We start from the raw sequence: 19,160 nt of genomic DNA on the forward strand, positions 1-19,160 counted from the left end.
TCCAAGGTAGGGACTGACAGAATCCAAGTGTCTCCTACGGGAGTGAGTGCTCAGGAAAGGGGCCGGTCGGTGGGTGCAGGGGTCGGGGCGGGACGCCGCCGCAGGGGGACGGCCGTCGGGCTGTTCGGGGTGGCGCTGCTGGTCGCCGGTACGGTCCTGACCTCGGGTGGTGGTGCGTACGCGCAGCCGTCCCCGTCGCCCGGCGGGCACAGCGCGGGCCATGACGAGGAGGACGACCGGGCCGGCAGAACCGGCGAGAACGGCGACAACAAGGGGGGCAACGGCAAGGGCAAGGGGCGCACGGGCGCCACCGAGACGCCCCACCCGACCGGGACGCCCTCCGCCGCCCGGACCCCCTCGGCCGGATCCTCCGCCCCGGCCTCCTCCGCGGCCTCCCCGGGCGCCGCGCGCCCGGCGCCCGGTGCCGGCGCCGTCCTGGCGCTGGCCGAGGCCGGCCCGACCACCGGCCTGCCGACCGCCCAGGGGCTCCAGCAGGCGCTCGCTTCCGCGCTCGGCGACAAGAACCTCGGCACCGTCAGCTTCGCGGTCGCCGACGCCGCCGGTGGCCAACTCCTCTACGGCTCGGGCGAGAACACCCCGGCGACGCCCGCCTCCACCACCAAGCTGGCGACCTCGGTCGCCGCGCTCTCGCTGATCCCGGCCGACACCCGGCTGACCACCCGGGTCGTCAAGGGCGTGGGTCCCGGCGAGATCACCCTGGTGGGTGGCGGTGACCCGACCCTCACCGCGCTGCCCGCCGACCAGGTGCAGATCGGCGGCCTGCCCGCCGACGCCGACACCGCCCCCGCCTCGCTGGACGCGCTCGCCCGGCAGACCGCGGCGGCGCTCAAGGCCGCCGGCACCACCGCGGTCAAGCTCGACTACGACCTCTCGCTCTACTCCGGGAACCCGCAGCACAAGAACCACGACGCCGAGAACATCGCGCTGGTCACCCCCCTGATGGTGGACGAGGGCAAGGTCGACCCGAAGAGCCGGGAGGACGCCCCGCCCCGCGTGGCCGACCCGGCCGGGCAGGCCGCCGAGGCCTTCGCCGCGCTGCTCAGGGCCCAGGGCATCACCGTCGAGGGCAAGGCCAGGCCCGCAGCCGCCCCGGCGGCCCCCACCGCGCCGGTCCTCGGCCGGGTCGACTCGCCGACCGTCGCCAGGCTGGTCGAGCGGCTGCTCACCACCTCGGACAACACCCTCGCCGAGGCGATCGCCCGTCAGGCCGCGATCGCCGCGCACCAGCCGGCCAGCTTCGAGGGCGCGGCCACCGCCGTCACCCAGGAGCTCGCCCGGCTGGGCGTCCCGATGACCGGTGTGGTGCTCAACGACGGGAGCGGGCTGCACCCGGGCAACGCGATCCCGCCGGCCGTCCTGGTCCACCTGCTGGCGCTGGCCGCCTCCGAGCAGCACCCGGCACTGCGCCCGGTGCTCACCGGCCTGCCGATCGCCGGGTTCACCGGCACCCTCGGCAAGCGGTTCGGCTCCGGCTCGGGTGCGGTCGACGCGGCCGGCCTGGTCCGGGCCAAGACCGGCAGCCTCAGCGGCGTCAACACCCTGGCCGGCACGGTGGTGGACGGCGAGGGCCGGCTGCTGGTGTTCGCCGTGATGACGAAGACCACCGCCCCCGCCGACACCGCCCGCGCCGCCATGGACCGCGTGGTGGCCCGGATCGCCGCCTGTGGCTGCCACTGACCGGCTGTCGCGCCGTCGGCGCCCCGCGGGCCCGCGGGGAGGCGTCCGCAGGCCCTGGGCGCGGTCCGGTTCGCGGGCCGTTGCCACGGGTGGCTCCCCTCGATGGGTCCGAGCACGTACGGTGAGGGCATGACGAGCGCGAGCGGTGGTGCCGACATGGTCGACTGGAATCTCGCGGTCGCGACCGCGATCAGGCTGGTGCGGCCGGGGCCGGAGGTGAGCCGCGCGGAAGCGGCGGCCGTGGTCGCCGAACTGCGCCGGCACGCCCTGGAGGCCGAGGAGCACGTCCGGGAGTTCACCGGCATGCGCTCCAGCAGCCTCGCCGAGGCCGCCGCGACCCCGGTCCTGATCGTGGACCGCCCCGGCTGGGTGCGGGCCAACGTCGCGGGGTTCCGCACCGTCGTCCAGCCGCTGGTGGAGAAGCTGCAGGCCCGCCGGGCCAACAGCGCCACCGCCGGCGTCCTGGGCACGGTGGGCGAGAAGGCCACCGGCATCGAGGTGGGCGCGCTGCTGGCCTTCCTGTCCACCAAGGTGCTCGGCCAGTACGAGACCTTCGCCCCGGCCGAGCCCTCGCTGGAGGCGCCGGACAGCCCGGCAGCGCTCTTCGACAAGCCCCGGCTCGGTCCCGAGGGGCCCGGCCCCGGCCGGCTGCTGCTGGTGGCGCCGAACATCGTGCACGTCGAGCGCGAGCTGGACGTCGACCCGGCCGACTTCCGGCTCTGGGTCTGCCTGCACGAGGAGACCCACCGCACCCAGTTCACCGCGGTGCCCTGGCTGCGCGACCACATCCAGTCCGAGGTGCAGTCCTTCCTCGCCGAGACGGACGTCGACCCGGGGGCCCTGCTGGACCGGCTGCGGGACGCGGTCGGCTCGCTCGGCGGGAGCCTGCCCGGCCTCGGCGGCCGGGGCGAGTCCGGGCAGCCCGCGACCGGCCTGCTGGAGATCGTCCAGTCGCCCGCCCAGCGCGAGATCCTGGGGCGGCTGACGGCCGTGATGTCGCTGCTGGAGGGCCACGCGGACGTGGTGATGGACGGAGTCGGCCCGGCGGTGGTGCCGAGCGTGGCGGAGATCCGGGAGAAGTTCCAGCAGCGCCGGGACCGCGGCGCCAACCGGCTGGACCTGGTGCTGCGCCGGCTGCTCGGCATGGACGCCAAGCTCCGCCAGTACCAGGACGGCGCGGTCTTCGTGCGCGGCGTGGTGGAGCGGGTCGGCATGGAGGGCTTCAACCGGGTCTGGACCTCGCCGAACACGCTGCCGACCAAGGAGGAGATCCACGACCCCGCCGCCTGGGTCGCCCGCGTGGGGAGGTGACCCGCCCGGACGGGGTGCTCCGCCGGCCCGGAACCGGGCGACGCTCCCGACCGGGCCGGGTCCGGCCCGTCCACCGGTCGGCAGCGGTCAATCCCGTTCGTACGAGTGGTCCAGTCGTGCAGATGGCGGGTGAAGATACGTTTCTCCATTCACCCGAACGTGGGACGGTGGTCGTACCGGTGGCGCGGGTGGCGTAGCGGGTGCCTCCTTTCTGCCACCATCTGTGAGCGCCCGGTAACACGGTGCACACAGATGCGCGGTCCCCGCCGCGCCCACCGCCGTCCCGTCCCCTCCGCCAAGGAGCCGTCCGCCGTGGGCCCACACCCCGCAGTCGCCGCGATACGCCTGGCCGTACGCCGCACGCTGACCGACCTCGCCGCCGAGGCCGGCACCGCCTTCACCGCGCCCGTGCGCGAGCCCCGTGAGCGCCCGACCGGGGCGCCGCTGGTCGGCGCCGCCGCCGGCACCACCCTGATCGGCAACGCCCACCGCCACCCCTCCGGCCTCCCGCGCACCCCGGCCGCACCCGGCTCGCCGCTGGTCCTGGTCGCCGTCAGCGGCGGTGCGGACTCCATGGCGCTGGCCATCGCGGCCGCCTTCGAGGCCCCCAAGATCGGTCTGCGGATCGGCGCCGTCACCGTCGATCACGGACTGCAGGACGGTTCCGCGGACCGCGCCGCGCAGGTGGCCGAGCGGCTCCGCTCGCTCGGGCTCGACCCGGTCGAGGCGATCCCGGTCCGGGTCGGCCGGGCGGGCGGCCCGGAGGCCGCCGCGCGGGACGCCCGCTACGCGGCGCTGGACGAGGCCGCCGAGCGCCACGGTGCGCTCGCCGTGCTGCTCGGCCACACCCGGGACGACCAGGCCGAGACGGTGCTGCTGGGCCTGGCCCGCGGTTCCGGCGCCCGCTCGCTGGCGGGCATGCCGGCCCAGAAGGGCCGCTACCGGCGCCCGCTGCTGGAGCTGGACCGGGCGGCCACCCGGCAGGCCTGCTCCGCCCAGGCGATCCCGGTCTGGGACGACCCGCACAACTGCGACCCGGCCTACACCCGCTCCCGGGTGCGCCACGAGGTGCTGCCGGTGTTGGAGAAGCACCTGGGCGGCGGCGTGGTGGAGGCGCTGGCCCGCACCGCCCGGCTGTTCCGCGACGACGCCGACGCGCTCGATCAGTGGGCCTCGCTCGCCGAGCGCGACCTCCGGACGGGCGAGGGCACCCTGGACGCCGTGAAACTCGCCGAACTGCCCCCCGCGGTGCGCCGCAGGGTGCTGCGCCGGGCCGCGCTGCGGGCGGGCTGTCCGGCCGGGGACCTCTTCGCGCGCCACCTCGAAACGATCGACCTGCTGGTCACCGGATGGCGCGGCCAGGGGCCGCTGCACCTACCCGGGGGCGTCGAAGCCACCCGCAGGTGTGGCACGCTGGTCTTTCGGCGGCAGGGCGACTGACGGGCAGGCATGCCCGGGGGCGTCGGCCGCCGGCCATCCAGACCCCGAACGTTTGAGGACGTATCCCCGGTGGACCAGAACGACATGGGCGCTGACCTCGCGAAGGTGCTCATCAGCAAGGACGAGATCGACGCCAAGCTCCTGGAGCTGGCCGAGCGCATCGACCGGGACTACGCAGGCAAGGACCTGCTGATCGTCGGCGTCCTCAAGGGGGCCGTGATGGTCATGGCCGACCTCGCCCGGGCCCTGCACTCGCAGGTGACCATGGACTGGATGGCCGTCTCGTCGTACGGGATGGGCACCAAGTCCTCCGGCGTCGTCCGGATCCTCAAGGACCTGGACACCGACATCGCCGGCCGCGACGTCCTGATCGTCGAGGACATCATCGACTCCGGCCTGACGCTCTCCTGGCTGCTCGGCAACCTGGGCTCGCGCGGACCGGCCTCGCTGGAGGTCTGCACCCTGCTGCGCAAGCCGGACGCGGCCAAGGTCGAGATCGACGTCAAGTACGTCGGGTTCGACATCCCCAACGAGTTCGTGGTCGGCTACGGCCTCGACTACGCGGAGAAGCTGCGCAACCTCCCCTTCATCGGGACCCTCGCGCCGCACGTCTACGGCGGCTGAGGCACGGTCCGCGCGCCCCGTTCGGGCTACGGGCGGGAACAGTACGTCGTTCCCGCCCGTTGGATCGGGGGGAAATGGAAACATGTCGTGCCGCTGTGCTCCCGCCACTGGCGGGGTGGACTGCGGTACGGTCCAATAAACCGCTCTTCACATGAGCACAGACCGGATGCGCCGGTGGCCAAAGCCCCGCGGCGCCGTTGAGTGGCAGGAGGGACGGGGCGGCAACGCCCCGCATGGATGGACGTCAAGCGATACTTCCGTGCGCCGATCATGTGGATCGTGCTGGCCGTCCTCGCCGTCATCGTGCTGATGCAGGTCGTTTCGGACTCGAACGGCTACAAGACGGTGGACACCGGGCAGGTCGTCGCGGCGATCGACGCCAAGCAGGTCAAGTCGGCGCAGATCACCACTGGTGACTCGAACACGATCAAGATCCAGCTCAAGGACGGCGCCAAGCTGTCCGACGCCGGTACGGGCAAGACCCCGTCCGGCAGCAAGTTCCAGGCCTCGTACATCGGCGACCAGGGTGTCGGCATCGCCGACAAGCTCCAGGCGCAGATCAACGACAACGACCAGAACACGCTCCCCGAGGGCTACACCATCAGCCCGGAGAAGCAGAGCACCTTCGTCAGCCTGCTGCTGTCGATGCTCCCCATCGTCATCATCGTCCTGGTCTTCCTGTTCCTGATGAACCAGATGCAGGGCGGCGGCTCGCGCGTCATGCAGTTCGGCAAGTCCAAGGCCAAGCTGCTCACCAAGGACACCCCGAAGACCACCTTCGCGGACGTCGCCGGTGCGGACGAGGCGGTCGAGGAGCTCCACGAGATCAAGGAGTTCCTGCAGGAGCCGGCCAAGTTCCAGGCCGTCGGCGCCAAGATCCCCAAGGGCGTGCTGCTCTACGGCCCGCCCGGTACCGGCAAGACCCTGCTGGCGCGCGCCGTCGCGGGCGAGGCCGGCGTGCCGTTCTACTCGATCTCCGGCTCGGACTTCGTCGAGATGTTCGTCGGTGTCGGCGCCAGCCGCGTCCGCGACCTCTTCGAGCAGGCCAAGGCGAACGCCCCGGCGATCGTCTTCGTCGACGAGATCGACGCCGTCGGCCGGCACCGCGGTGCGGGCCTCGGCGGTGGCCACGACGAGCGCGAGCAGACCCTCAACCAGCTGCTGGTCGAGATGGACGGCTTCGACGTCAAGGGCGGCGTGATCCTGATCGCCGCGACCAACCGCCCCGACATCCTGGACCCGGCGCTGCTGCGCCCGGGCCGCTTCGACCGCCAGATCGCGGTCGAGCGCCCCGACCTCCAGGGCCGGCTGGACATCCTCAAGGTGCACCAGAAGGGCAAGCCGATCGCGCCGGACGTCGACCTCTCGGCCGTCGCCAAGCGCACCCCCGGCTTCACGGGCGCGGACCTGTCGAACGTCCTCAACGAGGCCGCGCTGCTGACCGCCCGTTCGGACAAGAAGCTGATCGACAACGGCATCCTGGACGAGGCGATCGACCGTGTCGTGGCCGGTCCGCAGAAGCGCACGCGGATCATGTCCGACAAGGAGAAGAAGATCACCGCGTACCACGAGGGCGGCCACGCCCTGGTGGCGGCGGCGTGCCCGAACAGCGACCCGGTGCACAAGATCACCATCCTGTCCCGCGGCCGGGCCCTCGGCTACACCATGGTGCTGCCGGACGAGGACAAGTACTCCACCACCCGCAACGAGATGCTCGACCAGCTGGCCTACATGCTGGGCGGCCGCGCGGCGGAGGAGCTGGTCTTCCACGACCCGACCACGGGCGCCTCGAACGACATCGAGAAGGCCACCGCCACCGCGCGGGCCATGGTCACCCAGTACGGCATGACCGAGCGCCTGGGTGCGATCAAGTTCGGCAGCGACAACTCGGAGCCCTTCCTGGGCCGCGAGATGGGCCACCAGCGCGACTACTCGGAAGAGGTCGCCGGGCTGGTCGACGAAGAGGTCAAGAAGCTCATCGAGAACGCGCACAACGAGGCCTGGGAGATCCTGGTCGAGAACCGCGACGTGCTCGACAACCTGGTCCTCGAGCTCCTGGAGAAGGAGACCCTCAACAAGGAGCAGATCGCCGAGATCTTCGCCCCGATCGTCAAGCGCCCGGCCCGGCCGGCCTGGACGGGCTCCGCCCGCCGGACGCCGTCCACCCGCCCGCCGGTCCAGTCGCCGAAGGAGCTGGCGCTGACCAACGGCGCCGCGAGCTCCGCCACCGACGCTGCCCAGGTCGACGTGGTGAAGCTCCCGCCGCTCCCGACGGAGCCGCCCACGGAGGGCTGACCGGCCCGCCGTACGGAACGGAATGGATGCCGCGTCACCGGGGTTTGTACCCTGGAGGCGCGGCATCCGTGCTGTTCAGCCCCCGTAGTCCCACGAGTAAGCGAGGCCCGCATGATCGACCCGGTGACGCTCGACGGTCCGCCCGCCGTCGGGACCTTCGACCAGAAGCGGGCCGAGAACGCCATTCGCGAGCTGCTGCTCGCCGTGGGGGAGGACCCGGACCGCGAGGGACTGCTGGAGACCCCCGCCCGGGTCGCGCGGGCGTACAAGGAGATATTCGCGGGCCTCTGGCAGGAGCCGGAGGACGTCCTCACCACCACCTTCGACCTGGGCCACGACGAGATGGTGCTGGTCAAGGACATCGAGCTGACGTCCGTCTGCGAGCACCACCTGGTGCCCTTCCGCGGCGTCGCGCACGTCGGCTACATCCCGTCCACCAGCGGGAAGATCACCGGCCTGTCCAAGCTGGCCCGCTTGGTCGACGTCTACGCCCGGCGCCCGCAGGTCCAGGAGCGGCTGACCAGCCAGGTCGCGGACGCGCTGATGCGGATCCTGGAGCCGCGCGGGGCGATCGTCGTGGTCGAGTGCGAGCACATGTGCATGTCGATGCGGGGCATCCGCAAGCCGGGCGCCAAGACCATCACGTCCTGCGTGCGGGGCCAGCTGCGCGACCCGGCCACCCGGGCCGAGGCGATGAGCCTCATCATCGGGCGCTGATGCGCTGATGCGCTGATGCGCTGATGCGCTGAGGCGCTGGGGCGCCGAGGGCGGCCGGGGCGCCGGGCCGTCCTCGCTGCTCGGCGCCCGGCTGCTCAGAGCAGCTCGCGCTCGGCGTGTGGCGGGGCCGGCGTGCCCAGGGCGTTGCGGCGCTCGGGCATCCGCAGCTTCACCATCCGGCGCCAGCCGAAGGCCCGGTCGTACAGGTAGAGCGCGTGGACGCCGGCCGTGACCACGGCCAGCTGCCAGCGAGGCCACCGGAGGATCCGGGCCATCCGGGAGGTCACCGCGAGGCCGACGTCCCGGTGGGTGCGGATCTCGCCGCGGGCGCTGTTCTCCAGGACGTGCCGGATGTACGGGCCGTGGCCCTCGGCGGCGAAGCGGAGCAGCTCCTCGTGGCAGTAGGCGAGGTGGTTGTCCTCGTCGGCGGAGATCATCCGCATCGCCCGGGCGAGGTCGGGGTTGTCGCCGTAGACCTTGACCAGCTGGCGCATCTGCTCCGCCGCGCGCTGCTCGGTGACCCGGCTGTGCGCCAGGTAGGTGATGATCTCGCGCTCGGTCAGCGGCACCTCGCTGTTGAGCCGTTCGTGGGAGAGGCCGACCCCCTGGCGCTCCAGCAGCATGCAGTAGTCGGCCTCGGCGGGGACCGCCACCCTGGGCAGGGCGCGTTTGTGGAGCAGCTGGGTGAAGATCCGGCCGTGCTTGCGCTCGTCGGCGCCGTGCCTGGCGATCTTGGGGGCGAGCACCGGGTCCCGGGTGAGCGCGGTGATCCGTTCGTTCTCCCAGCCGCCCTGGTCCTCGCCGCCGGCCGCGATGCTGCAGAACAGCTGGTAGGCCTCGTCGTTCCGGTAGATCTCGTCGAAGAGCGATCGAGTGCTGAGCATGGGGCCTCCTGCTCGGGTCCGGGCGGTGCGGCCGTTCGGCCGCGGCCGCGATACGTTCCCCCCGGTACGCCGGCGGTCCGGCGACCGGCCGGTAATCACCCGCCCGGCGGCCCGGCCGGCCGTCGTGCCGCCGCTCAGTTCCAGGTGAGCCGGGCGCTCATCCACTCCAGGGCGGCGGGCAGCTCGCGCACCCAGCTGTCGAAATTGTGGCCCCCGTCGTCCAGGTACAGCGACTCGACCTTGAACTGCGGGTTGGTCGCGGCCACCTTCTCGGCGAGGTCGACGAACTTCACCGTGTCGGGGTAGTCGGTCTCCTTGCGCGTGCTGATCACCATCAGCGAGAGGTTCGGCGCGGGGAGGTTCTGCAGCCGCCAGGAGAGGTCGCTCTGGTCGGCCAGCGCCCGGTCGCCGCCGAAGAGGCTGCCGCCGGTGAACTGGTCCTCGACCACCTTGAAGTCGCCGTGCATGCCCGTCCCGTTGCCGAAGACGTCGGGGAAGCGCATCGCCAGCCGCAGGGCGCAGCTGCCGCCGGTGGAGTAGCCGAGCACGCCCCAGGAGGAGGCGGACCGACTGGTCCGGTAGGTCGCGCGCAGCGCGTCGGGGACGTCCTTGGCGAACCAGGTCTCGGTGCGCGGCCCGCCGGGGACGTCCACGCACTCGGTGTTGCGCGGCGAGACGACGGCCGGGCGGGCCATCACGATGATCGAGGGCGTGAGCTTCCCGGCCTTGCGCAGCTCCCAGGCGGTCTGCGGCAGGGCCAGCTCCTTCACCAGGTGCTGGGTGGTGCCCGGGTAGCCGGAGAGTGCCAGCAGCACGGGGAAGCGGACCATGGAGAGCTTGGGGTCGAAGTACTCCGGGGGCAGGTAGACGAACATCTGGTCGGAGAGGCCGGTCTCCTTCCCGGTGACCCGGACCGATTCGATCTTGCCGACCTCCTCCGGGGGGCCCTTCGGCAGATCGGTGACGCCCTCCAGGCCGCCCTCGTCGGTCGGCTGGATCGGCGCGTCGGAGACCGGGGTGCCGCCGTGGTGGTTCTCGTTGCTGGTGAGGGCCAGCTTGGCGCCGCCGGGGCTGAACAGGTCGTCCCACGAGGTGTAGAAGCCGAAGGAGTTGTTGACCGACAGCGCGAGCACGGCCAGCACCGAGACCTGGGTCACCGTCAGGAGTCCGATCCGGCCGAGCACCGGCAGGGGGCGCTGGCGGGCCAGCCGCGGCCAGAGCCAGAGCGTCGCGAGCAGGGCCGCCGCGCCGAGTGCGAGCAGCGAGTTCACCAGCGCTTCGCTGGTCAGTTCCATGCCGTCGGCCTTCCGGTGGGACACTGTCGGTGCAGGCTTCATCGTCTGGCGGTCCGTCAGTCGCGGCCATCGCGGCTAGGCTGTCCGGGCGCCGGGGCGGGGCGGGAGGGCGAGGAGGAGTCGGCGCAACCGGCGCCCTAGAATGCGGCGTCCACCGTACGTACCGCGTACGCAGGGGCTCGTCGCGCCACGCGGCACGGGGCTTCGGCTCCCACCCACGGCTCAATCGCAGCGCCCACCGGGGCCGGTTTACCGACCGTTTCCCGTTCCTTGGTGTGCGCATTGCCTGATGAAGGAAAAGGCATGAAGGTCCCTCACAACTCCTCCCCCGGAGTGGCAGGACTGCGCACCGCAGCCTCTACGCTGAGCTTCCATGAGCGTTCCCGTGTCCGTTGAGCCGAGCCCCGAGCAGCCGCCGCGTCGCCGCGGCCTGCAGACGCTTCGTACCCAAGCGGCCGCCGTACCGAGGGCCTGGCTCCCCGGCGCGGTCGGTTACGCCTGCCTGCTGATCGGTCTGGTCGACATCGCCAGTGCGGTGTTCCCCAAGCTCCGGCACACCAAGGTGCACGACTTCACCGGGCAGCTGCCCGGCGGCACCACCACCCTGGCCGCGGCCGGGACCCTGATGGTCGGCCTGCTGCTGGTGCTGCTCGCCCACGCTCTGCGCCGCCGCAAGCGGCGCGCCTGGCGGGCGGTCTGCGTGCTGCTGCCGATCGGCGTGGCGCTGCACGTCCTGCGCTGGCACCAGATCGGCCCGGCGGTCGTCTCGCTGGTGCTCTTCGTGGTGATGCTGGTGCACCGGCGCGAGTTCTACGCCAAGGCCGACCCGCGCACCCGCTGGCGGGCGCTCGTCAACCTGGTCGTGATGGGCACCGTCAGCGTGCTGCTCGGCCTGCTGGTGGTCTCCACCCGGACCAAGTACGAGCTCGGCGACCCCGGCCTGCTGCACCGGCTGGAGCACGTCGGCTACGGGTTGTTCGGCTTCGAAGGACCGCTCGGCTACACCTCGGACCGGGTCTCCGACCTGGTCGCCTACCTGCTCGGCGGGATGGGCCTGATCACCGCGCTCACCACCGCGTACCTGGCGCTGCGCCCGGAGAAGCCCAAGCCGGAGCTGACCGCCGAGGACGAGGAGAAGGTCCGCGGACTGCTCGACCGCCACGGTGAGCGGGACTCGCTCGGCTACTTCGCGCTGCGCCGCGACAAGAGCGTGCTGTTTTCCCCCTCCGGCAAGGCCGCGATCTCCTACCGCGTGGTCTCCGGCGTGATGCTGGCCTCCGGCGACCCGGTGGGTGACGTCGAGGCCTGGCCCGGTGCGATCAAGACCTTCATGGCCGAGGCCCGCGAGCACGCCTGGGTGCCGGCCGTGATGGGCTGCAGCGAGGTCGGCGGGGAGGTCTGGACCCGCGAGGCGGGCCTGGACGCGCTGGAGCTGGGGGACGAGGCGATCGTCGACACCGAGAGCTTCTCGCTCTCCGGCCGGGCGATGCGCAACGTCCGCCAGATGGTCAAGCGGATCGAGCGCAACGGCTACTCCTGCCAGGTGCGCCGGGTCTCCGAGCTGACCCTGGAGGAGAAGTACCGGATCGCCGACGCGGCCGCCCGCTGGCGCGGCACCGACACCGAGCGCGGCTTCTCGATGGCGCTGGGCCGCTTCGGCGACCCGCTGGACGACGCCTGCGTCGTGGTCACCGCGCACAAGGCCCCGGAGGAGGGCGAGTCGGGCGACGACCTGAAGGCCGTGCTGCACTTCGTCCCCTGGGGGCCGGACGGCATCTCGCTGGAGCTGATGCGCCGCGACCGCGCTGCCGACCCGGGCCTGAACGAGCTGCTGATCGTGGCCGCGCTGCAGGCGGTGCCGGCGATGGGCATCCGCCGGGTGTCGCTCAACTTCGCGATGTTCCGCTCCGCGCTGGCGCGCGGCGAGCGGATCGGCGCCGGCCCGGTGCTGCGCGCCTGGCGCGGGCTCCTGGTCTTCCTCTCGCGCTGGTTCCAGATCGAGTCGCTCTACAAGTTCAACGCGAAGTTCCAGCCGCAGTGGGAGCCGCGCTTCCTGGTCTTCCCGAACACCCGGGATCTGCCCCGGATCGGCTTCGCCGCGATGCAGGCCGAGGCCTTCATCACGCTCGGCATGCCGCGCTTCGGCCGCAAGCGGCAGCGCGAGGGCCTGATGCCCTCCCCGCGCCCGGAGGTCACCGAGGCCGCCTGACCGGCGCGCGCCGCCACGGCCGCGCGCCGCTCGACCCTGAACCGGACCCCGGTCGGAACTCCTCCGGCCGGGGTCCGGTTCGATAATGGGGTTTATGAGCGATTCGCTGTCCTTCTCCCTGCCGGCCGGGCTGCCGCGGCTCGACCGCTGCGCCGTGATGGGCGTCGTCAACGTGACCCCCGACTCCTTCTCGGACGGCGGGATGTGGCACGACCCCGCCCGCGCCATCGCGCACGGCCTGGCGCTGCGGGCCCGGGGCGCGGACCTGGTGGACGTCGGCGGCGAGTCCACCCGCCCCGGCTCGGCGCGGGTGCCCGAGGAGGAGGAGCTGAGCCGGGTGCTCCCGGTGGTCCGCGAGCTCGCCGACGCCGGGGTGGTGGTCTCCGTCGACACCATGCGCGCCTCGGTCGCCGAGCGGGCGGTGGCGGCCGGCGCCCGGATCGTCAACGACGTCTCCGGCGGGCTGGCCGACCCGGCGATGGCCCGGGTGGTGGCGGAGACCGGGGTCCCCTTCGTGGTGATGCACTGGCGCGGACAGTCCGCCGACATGGACCGGCTGGCCGTCTACGACGACGTGGTCGCCGACGTGGTCGGCGAGCTGACCGCCCGGGTGGACGCCCTGCTCGCGGCCGGCGTCAAGGAGGAGCAGCTGATCCTGGACCCGGGCCTGGGCTTCGCCAAGACCCCCGCGCACAACTGGGCCCTGCTCGGCCGGCTGGACGCGATCACCGGGCTCGGCCGTCCCGTCCTCGTCGCCGCATCGCGCAAGCGGTTCCTGGGTACGCTGCTCGCCGACCCGGAAACCGGGGAGCTGCGTCCGGCGCGGGAGCGCGACGACGCGACCGCCGCGGTGTCGGTGCTGTCGGCACAGGCGGGGGCCTGGGCGGTGCGGGTGCACGACGTGTCGGGCACGGCGGACGCCGTGCGGGTGGTCGCGGCCTGGCAGCGCGCGGCCCGGTAGGGACCCTCCGGCCCGACGGCGGGCACGGAGGGCGAGACGGGAGGGTCTGTGGCAGGTGACGGCAGGGTGAGCGGAGACACCGCGGGACAGCGGGCCCGGGAGGCGGACGTGGAGGCCGTCCTGGAGGCCAACCGGGCGCTCTACGAGGCGCTCGAGAACGGCGATCAGGAGGCGGTCGAGGACGCCTGGCTGGGCGCCGCCGACGCCGACGACAAGGGCGGCGTGGTGTGCGTGCACCCCGGCTGGCCGGTGCTGCGCGGACGGGCCCAGGTGACCCGCTCGTACATGCTGATCATGGCGCACACCGAGTACATCCAGTTCATCCTGACCGACGTCGAGGCCGAGGTGCACGGTGATGTGGCTCTTGTCACGTGCACGGAGAACATCCTTTCCGGTGGTGAGGCGGAGGAGGAGGGCGAGCTCGGCCCGCTGGTCGGCGGAAAGGTCGTCTCGACCAATCTCTTCCGCCGGACGCCGGCCGGCTGGAAGCTCTGGTCCCACCACGGGTCACCGGTGCTGACCAGCGGCGACGAGGACGGCGAGGACTGATCCGGGGGCCGTCGGGAAATGGGCCCCCGGCGGTCGCCCGGGAATTTCCGGAAGGTCACCCAACGTTCACGTCAATCGCCATTTCGGTGTGCGTGGCGACGGTTCGTGCCGGGTAGGACGGTCAGGCGTTGTCCGCGCTCGCAGGTAGATTCGAAACGGAGTGGCGGGCGCGATGCCCGCCTTCGCCCTGCCTGCCCGCCTCGTTCGGGGCAGGGCCCGTCCGACTGGGAGCAGTGATTCGTTTGCTGGACCGCGTCACCCTGCGGGGTCTGCGTGCCCGGGGCCACCACGGCGTCTTCGAGCGCGAGCGCGTCGAGGGCCAGACCTTCGTGGTGGACCTCGTGCTGTACCTGGACACCCGCCCCGCCGCGTCCGGCGACGACCTCACCCGCACGGCGCACTACGGCATCGTGGCCGAGGAGGTCACCGCGATCATCGCCGGCGAGCCGGTCGACCTGATCGAGACCCTGGCGCAGCGCATCGCCGACCAGTGCCTGAAGCACGAGGCGGTGGAGGAGGTCGAGGTGACCGTGCACAAGCCGGACGCCCCGATCACCGTGCCGTTCGACGACGTGACCGTCACCATCCACCGGGGCCGCGCATGACCGCTGCCGTGCGCCCCGTTCCCGCCGTCAAGCCCGCCTTCCTGCTGTAGAGGACGCCCGATGAGCACCAGCGACCCGACCGCCTCGCCGAGCACGTTCGACCTGGAGCGCCGGGTGGACTCGGCCGACACCACGCTGCACGGCCAGCGCTGCGCGGTGATCGCCCTCGGCTCCAACCTCGGCAACCGCCTGGACACCCTCCAGGGCGCCGTGGACGCCCTGGCCGACACCCCCGGGCTCCGGATCAAGGCCGTCTCCGCCGTGTACGAGACCGAGGCCGTCGGCGGCCCGGACGAGCAGCCCAACTACTACAACGCGGTGGTGGTGCTGCGCACCTCGCTGCCCCCGCACGACCTGCTGGAGCGCGGCAACGCGATCGAGGACGCGTTCGGCCGCGTCCGCACCGTCCGTTGGGGCCCGCGCACCCTGGACGTGGACATCCTCGCCTACGAGGGCGTCACCAGCGACGACCCGCAGCTGCTGCTGCCGCACCCGCGCTCGCACGAGCGGGCGTTCGTGCTCGCCCCCTGGCTGGACGCCCAGCCGGAGGCCGAGCTGCCCGGCCACGGGCGGGTCGGCGCGCTGCTGGACGCGCTCGGCGGCGCGGACGCCCAGGGCGTCCGCCGGCGCGACGACATCCGGCTGACGCTGCCGGAGTAGGACCGCACGGCCGGGGCGCCCCCGGGTGAACGGAGTCCGGGAGCGGTGCGGCGCGGGAACTCGGGAGGGGGCCCGGCCGTACGAGTAGGTGTCCGGCCCGCACGAGGGTGCCCGTCGGGGCCGGCCCGGTACGGTGGCCTGGCGCCGTCGTACCCAGCCCCCGCCCGCCGCCGGACCGGGGCGCCTCCCGCCCGCCGGGCCGGGGAGCGGGCCCGGCCGCCCGACCCTGGTACCCGGAAGGACCACGTCCGAGTGAAGCTGCTTCGCCTCCGCCTGCTGATCGGCATCACCGCCGCGACGACGGCGCTGTCCTGGGCCGGCGCCAAGACGTGGGCCTCCCTGGACACGCTGCCCGCCGTTCCCGGCGCGGCGCCGGTGGTGCTGGCGGCGGTGGCGGTGATCCTGCTCGCCACGGCGATCTCGCTGCGCTCCCGGCTGAAGGCGGCGCGCGAGCGGCAGCCCGGCGCCAAGCGGGTCGACCCGATCGGTGCGGCCCGCGCGGTGGTGCTGGGACAGGCGAGCGCGCTGGTCGCGGCGGTGGTCACCGGCATCTACGCCGGTGCGGGGATCTACCTGCTCGGCGAGCTCGACGTGCCGGCCCGCAAGGACCAGGCCGTCACGGCCGGCTTCGCGGTGCTGGCCGGCGCCGCGGTGATCGCGGCGGCGCTCTGGCTGCAGCACGTCTGCAAGCTGCCGGAGAACCACGACGATCCGGGCGGGCCGGCGGCCACGCACCGCTGAGCGCGCGTCCCGTGCGCGGGCCGGCGGGCCGGCGGTGATCACGGGTGAGGGCCCGGGCACGTGCGGTACGGCTTCCGCGGTGTCAAGGGCCAAAGCCGACCCTGGGCTGACACGGCCCCAATTCGCACGCTAGTTTCTTGGCATGTCTCGCGGACGCCACCGTCATTCCTCCTTCCTCGGCCGGGTCCTTCCCCCCACTGCGGCCGGCGTGCTCATCGTCGCCGCGGTGGCCGCGCTGCTGTTCAGTCAGGACACCGTCCTGGTCCGCTCGATGGGCGTCGCCGCGGTGCTCGCCGCGCTCGGGATCGCGGTGCTGCTGCGCCAGCGCGACCGGGCCGCGCGGGCGGCCGCCGAGGTCTCCGTCGCCCAGCGGCTGCGGGCCGAGGAGCGCTTCGAGGAGCAGCTCGCCGAGGCCGAGTACGCGGCGGAGGTCGCCGAGGAGCGGGCCACCCGTTTCGGACGCCGGCTGACGGCGGAGAAGTCGCGGCTGGCGAAGGCCGAGACGGAGATCGCCCGGCTGCTGCGCGAGCGGGCCGTGATGGTCGCCGAGCAGGCGCTCAAGGAGGCCGAGGCGGCCCAGCGGGCGCTCGCGGCGAGCCGCCCCAAGTACCCGGCGAGCCCGGCCGCGTTCGTGCGTGCCGCGTCCGTGCTGCGGCAGCTGGAGCGGCGGGCCGCGGCGGCTCAGGAGCAGCGCGAACGCGCGGCCGGGGCGCAGCTCGCCCTGCGTGCCCGGACGGCGCCCGTCCCGGCGGCCGCGGCGGTGCCCTCGCCGGTCGTTCCCGCCCCGGTGGCCCTCGCCCCCGAGCGCCGGACTGCGGCCCCGGTCCCTGCGGCCCCTGCGGTGCCCGCCCCGGCGACGGCCAAGCCCGCGGTGGCGGCACCCGCGGCCCCGGTCCGGCCGGTGCTGACGGCGACGGTCGGTCAGCTGGGCGGCCCGCCGGCCGTGCCCGTGGCCCCGGTCGAGCGGCAGCGGCCGCGCCCGGCGCAGCCCGGGGCCGGCCGCAACTTCAGCTTCTTCGGGCGCACCGCCGGCGGGGTGGCCCGGCCCGCGGCTCCGGAGCCGGCCGTCGGCAGCGTCGCGGAGCTCGGCGAGCGCGCCGATCTGGCGGACGTGGTCGGGGACGAGGCGGTCGCCGCGCAGCACCGGACGGAGGGCGGGGACCGGGACGCCGTGCAGACCGGGACTCCGGACCGGACGACGGAGGAGACCGCCCCGGAGGTGGTCGACCTGACGCCCGATGACGAGACCGAGCTGATCCAGCTCCCGGAGCTGCGCGCCTCGCGCTAGGCCCGCTGCCGACCCCTCACCTGCAGCCCTCGGCGCGGGGAGCCGCCCGGCTCCCCGCGCCGACGCCTTCCCGGGCGGGGGAACGGCGAAGCGCCCGGCCCCTGACGGAGTGGGGCCGGGCGCTTCGTGCGGTGGAGCCGCGTGGGTGTCCGCCGGAGCCGGACGTCAGAGCTGGACGCCGAAGTCCTGGGCGATGCCCGCGAGACCGGAGGCGTAGCCCTGGCCGACGGCGCGGAACTTCCACTCGGCGCCGTTGCGGTAGAGCTCGCCGAAGATCATGGCCGTCTCGGTGGCGGCGTCCTCGGAGAGGTCGTAGCGGGCGATCTCGGCGCCGCCGGCCGCGTTCACCACGCGGATGTAGGCGTTGCGGACCTGGCCGAAGTTCTGCGACCGGGCCACGGCGTCGTAGATCGAGACCGGGAAGGTGATCTTGACGGCCTCGGCCGGCAGGCCGGCCAGGTTGACGTTGATGGCCTCGTCGTCGCCGGCGCCCTCGCCGGTGCGGTTGTCGCCGGTGTGGACGACGGTGTTGTCCGGGGTGCTGGTGTTGTTGAAGAAGACGAAGTGGCTGTTGGACAGCACCTTGCCGTCCGCGTTCAGCACGATCGCGCTGGCGTCGAGGTCGAACTCGGCACCGGTCGTGGTGCGGACGTCCCAGCCGAGGCCGACGGTGACCGAGGACAGGCCGGGGGCCTCCTTGGTCAGCGAGACGTTGCCACCCTTGGAGAGGCTCACTGGCATGGTGTGTGCTGTCCCTTCGTTGCTTGTGCCCGGGATAACGCGGGAGGGCGGGGGCTTGGTTCCACGCTTCCCGGCAGATTCTCGGGGTCGCGGCCGGATCGGGCAACGACCGGTCGACGGCGGGTCAGATCCGCCGGAAGCGTCCCTGCAGCGACCAGACGTTGGGATTGTCGGCGAGATCGGGGTGCATGTCGAAGAGGTCGGCCAGGGTGTCCTGCAGGAAGTCGCGGGCCTCGCGCCGCAGGTCGCTGTGGCGGACCACGACCGGTTCCTCGTCCGGCAGCCAGGTGGCGCTGACCTCGACCCAGTTGAAGCGGCGCGCGAACCGCAGCAGCTCGGTGTTCTGGGTGAAGTCGAGGTCGGCGGTCTGCACCCGGGCCGAGCGGCTGCCGTCCGGATCCCGGTCGAGCTGCTCGGCGATGTCGCACAGCGCCCAGGCGAAGTCGAGGACCGGCACCCACCCCCAGGCCGTGGACACCTCGGCGCCGTCCGATTCCAGGTAGACGTCGCCGCAGAAGAGGTCGTACCGCAGCGCCTGGACCGAGGCGGTCCGGTAGTCCGTCTGCGGGGGGTCCGGGAAGCGGTTGGAGAGGGAGTAGCCGAGCTCGATCACACAGGCCATTGTCGGGGCTGCGGGCACCGGGGTTAAACCGGGTGACCGCCGCCACCGGGCACGGGATGATGGACGCATGCCCGAGCCCATCCGCGTACGGGGGTCGGTGGTCGTCCCCGACGCCGAGCTCGTCTGGCGCTTCTCCCGTTCCTCCGGCCCCGGTGGCCAGCACGTCAACACCTCCGACACCCAGGTCGAGCTGCGCTACGACCTGGCGGCCTCCGAGGCGCTGCCGGAGGTGTGGAAGCAGCGCGCCCTGGAGCGGCTGGCCGGACGGCTGGTCGACGGCCGGGTGCTGGTGGTCCGCGCCTCCGAGCACCGCTCGCAGTGGCGCAACCGCGAGGTCGCCGCGGCCCGGCTGGCGTCGGTGCTGGGGGAGGCCACCGCACCGCCGCCGAAGGCCCGCAGGGCGACGAAGCCCAGCCGCGGCATGGTCGAGCGGCGGCTGTCCAACAAGCGGCACCGCTCCGAGCTGAAGCAGGGGCGGCGGTCGCCGCGCGGCGAGTAGCCGGGCCGGCCGTGACGGCGG

General features: G+C 73.2%; 18 protein-coding genes. 14 read left to right on the top strand and 4 right to left on the bottom strand.

The window, feature by feature from the left end:
* The first annotated feature begins 69 nt into the window (after positions 1–69).
* The 6 genes from dacB (at position 70) to folE (ending at position 8,085) form a co-directional block, all read left to right on the top strand.
* Positions 70–1,698, top strand: a complete 1,629-nt coding sequence (dacB, locus tag MCM47_RS11905; RefSeq protein WP_238861163.1) for a D-alanyl-D-alanine carboxypeptidase/D-alanyl-D-alanine-endopeptidase — start codon at positions 70–72, stop codon at positions 1,696–1,698.
* A gap of 129 nt (positions 1,699–1,827) precedes the next feature.
* Positions 1,828–3,009 (top strand): zinc-dependent metalloprotease, encoded by a 1,182-nt coding sequence (locus MCM47_RS11910; protein WP_238861165.1) that lies wholly within the window; start codon positions 1,828–1,830, stop codon positions 3,007–3,009.
* 312 nt (positions 3,010–3,321) lie between these two features.
* Positions 3,322–4,449 (top strand): tRNA lysidine(34) synthetase TilS, encoded by a 1,128-nt coding sequence (gene tilS, locus MCM47_RS11915; protein ID WP_238861166.1) that lies wholly within the window; start codon positions 3,322–3,324, stop codon positions 4,447–4,449.
* 69 nt (positions 4,450–4,518) lie between these two features.
* On the top strand, positions 4,519–5,073 hold the full coding sequence (hpt, locus tag MCM47_RS11920; protein WP_030059589.1) for a hypoxanthine phosphoribosyltransferase: 555 nt from the start codon (positions 4,519–4,521) through the stop codon (positions 5,071–5,073).
* A gap of 237 nt (positions 5,074–5,310) precedes the next feature.
* Positions 5,311–7,368, top strand: coding sequence for an ATP-dependent zinc metalloprotease FtsH (gene ftsH / locus MCM47_RS11925; protein ID WP_238861168.1), 2,058 nt, complete (start codon positions 5,311–5,313; stop codon positions 7,366–7,368).
* 111 nt (positions 7,369–7,479) lie between these two features.
* Entirely contained in the window at positions 7,480–8,085 is a 606-nt protein-coding gene (folE, locus tag MCM47_RS11930; RefSeq protein WP_030309924.1) for a GTP cyclohydrolase I FolE, read from the top strand.
* 95 nt (positions 8,086–8,180) lie between these two features.
* On the opposite strand, the gene MCM47_RS11935 is transcribed toward folE, so the two are convergent.
* Both MCM47_RS11935 and MCM47_RS11940 read right to left on the bottom strand, forming a co-directional pair.
* Positions 8,181–8,969, bottom strand: coding sequence for a ferritin-like domain-containing protein (locus tag MCM47_RS11935; protein ID WP_238861170.1), 789 nt, complete (start codon positions 8,967–8,969; stop codon positions 8,181–8,183).
* Positions 8,970–9,103: 134 nt separating this feature from the next.
* Positions 9,104–10,264, bottom strand: coding sequence for an esterase family protein (locus tag MCM47_RS11940; RefSeq protein ID WP_238861172.1), 1,161 nt, complete (start codon positions 10,262–10,264; stop codon positions 9,104–9,106).
* Between the two features lie 373 nt (positions 10,265–10,637).
* Here MCM47_RS11940 and MCM47_RS11945 point away from each other — a divergent pair, with 373 nt between their 5' ends.
* The 7 genes from MCM47_RS11945 (at position 10,638) to MCM47_RS11975 (ending at position 17,277) form a co-directional block, all read left to right on the top strand.
* Positions 10,638–12,473: a phosphatidylglycerol lysyltransferase domain-containing protein gene (locus MCM47_RS11945; protein WP_238861174.1), complete on the top strand. Its 1,836-nt coding sequence runs from the start codon at positions 10,638–10,640 to the stop codon at positions 12,471–12,473.
* 94 nt (positions 12,474–12,567) lie between these two features.
* A complete protein-coding gene (gene folP, locus MCM47_RS11950; RefSeq protein WP_374209113.1) occupies positions 12,568–13,434 on the top strand; it encodes a dihydropteroate synthase in 867 nt (288 codons plus the stop codon).
* A gap of 66 nt (positions 13,435–13,500) precedes the next feature.
* The gene (locus MCM47_RS11955) at positions 13,501–13,983 is read left to right on the top strand and encodes a nuclear transport factor 2 family protein (RefSeq protein ID WP_238861179.1); all 483 of its coding nucleotides are present in this window, start codon (positions 13,501–13,503) and stop codon (positions 13,981–13,983) included.
* A gap of 245 nt (positions 13,984–14,228) precedes the next feature.
* Positions 14,229–14,588 carry a dihydroneopterin aldolase gene (folB, locus tag MCM47_RS11960; protein ID WP_030059580.1) on the top strand — a complete coding sequence of 120 codons (360 nt, stop codon included), beginning with the start codon at positions 14,229–14,231 and terminating at the stop codon, positions 14,586–14,588.
* Positions 14,589–14,648: 60 nt separating this feature from the next.
* Positions 14,649–15,248 carry a 2-amino-4-hydroxy-6-hydroxymethyldihydropteridine diphosphokinase gene (folK, locus tag MCM47_RS11965; protein ID WP_238861181.1) on the top strand — a complete coding sequence of 200 codons (600 nt, stop codon included), beginning with the start codon at positions 14,649–14,651 and terminating at the stop codon, positions 15,246–15,248.
* Positions 15,249–15,500: 252 nt separating this feature from the next.
* On the top strand, positions 15,501–15,989 hold the full coding sequence (locus tag MCM47_RS11970) for a DUF3180 domain-containing protein (protein ID WP_238861183.1): 489 nt from the start codon (positions 15,501–15,503) through the stop codon (positions 15,987–15,989).
* A 142-nt stretch (positions 15,990–16,131) separates the two neighbouring features.
* Entirely contained in the window at positions 16,132–17,277 is a 1,146-nt protein-coding gene (locus tag MCM47_RS11975) for a hypothetical protein (RefSeq protein WP_238861185.1), read from the top strand.
* A gap of 165 nt (positions 17,278–17,442) precedes the next feature.
* Here the strand turns inward: MCM47_RS11975 and MCM47_RS11980 are convergent, their stop codons facing one another.
* Positions 17,443–18,018: a TerD family protein gene (locus tag MCM47_RS11980; RefSeq protein WP_238861187.1), complete on the bottom strand. Its 576-nt coding sequence runs from the start codon at positions 18,016–18,018 to the stop codon at positions 17,443–17,445.
* Between the two features lie 124 nt (positions 18,019–18,142).
* Positions 18,143–18,640 carry a hypothetical protein gene (locus MCM47_RS11985; protein ID WP_255751988.1) on the bottom strand — a complete coding sequence of 166 codons (498 nt, stop codon included), beginning with the start codon at positions 18,638–18,640 and terminating at the stop codon, positions 18,143–18,145.
* A 67-nt stretch (positions 18,641–18,707) separates the two neighbouring features.
* On the opposite strand from MCM47_RS11985, the gene arfB reads away from it, so the two are divergent.
* Complete coding sequence (gene arfB / locus MCM47_RS11990) at positions 18,708–19,139, top strand: alternative ribosome rescue aminoacyl-tRNA hydrolase ArfB (protein WP_238861192.1); 432 nt, start codon at positions 18,708–18,710, stop codon at positions 19,137–19,139.
* Positions 19,140–19,160: the final 21 nt, after the last annotated feature.

Source organism: Kitasatospora sp. A2-31, assembly GCF_022288725.1.
Taxonomy (GTDB): domain Bacteria; phylum Actinomycetota; class Actinomycetes; order Streptomycetales; family Streptomycetaceae; genus Kitasatospora.

Coding starts and splice junctions, on each gene's coding strand:
- MCM47_RS11910 (WP_238861165.1), top strand. CDS start 1,828: ATGACGAGCGCGAGCGGTGGTGCCGACATGGTCGACTGGAATCTCGCG.
- MCM47_RS11975 (WP_238861185.1), top strand. CDS start 16,132: ATGTCTCGCGGACGCCACCGTCATTCCTCCTTCCTCGGCCGGGTCCTT.
- MCM47_RS11980 (WP_238861187.1), bottom strand. CDS start 18,018: ATGCCAGTGAGCCTCTCCAAGGGTGGCAACGTCTCGCTGACCAAGGAG.
- folP (WP_374209113.1), top strand. CDS start 12,568: ATGAGCGATTCGCTGTCCTTCTCCCTGCCGGCCGGGCTGCCGCGGCTC.
- folK (WP_238861181.1), top strand. CDS start 14,649: ATGAGCACCAGCGACCCGACCGCCTCGCCGAGCACGTTCGACCTGGAG.
- MCM47_RS11985 (WP_255751988.1), bottom strand. CDS start 18,640: ATGGCCTGTGTGATCGAGCTCGGCTACTCCCTCTCCAACCGCTTCCCG.
- MCM47_RS11940 (WP_238861172.1), bottom strand. CDS start 10,264: ATGGAACTGACCAGCGAAGCGCTGGTGAACTCGCTGCTCGCACTCGGC.
- MCM47_RS11945 (WP_238861174.1), top strand. CDS start 10,638: ATGAGCGTTCCCGTGTCCGTTGAGCCGAGCCCCGAGCAGCCGCCGCGT.
- MCM47_RS11935 (WP_238861170.1), bottom strand. CDS start 8,969: ATGCTCAGCACTCGATCGCTCTTCGACGAGATCTACCGGAACGACGAG.
- folE (WP_030309924.1), top strand. CDS start 7,480: ATGATCGACCCGGTGACGCTCGACGGTCCGCCCGCCGTCGGGACCTTC.
- arfB (WP_238861192.1), top strand. CDS start 18,708: ATGCCCGAGCCCATCCGCGTACGGGGGTCGGTGGTCGTCCCCGACGCC.
- ftsH (WP_238861168.1), top strand. CDS start 5,311: ATGGACGTCAAGCGATACTTCCGTGCGCCGATCATGTGGATCGTGCTG.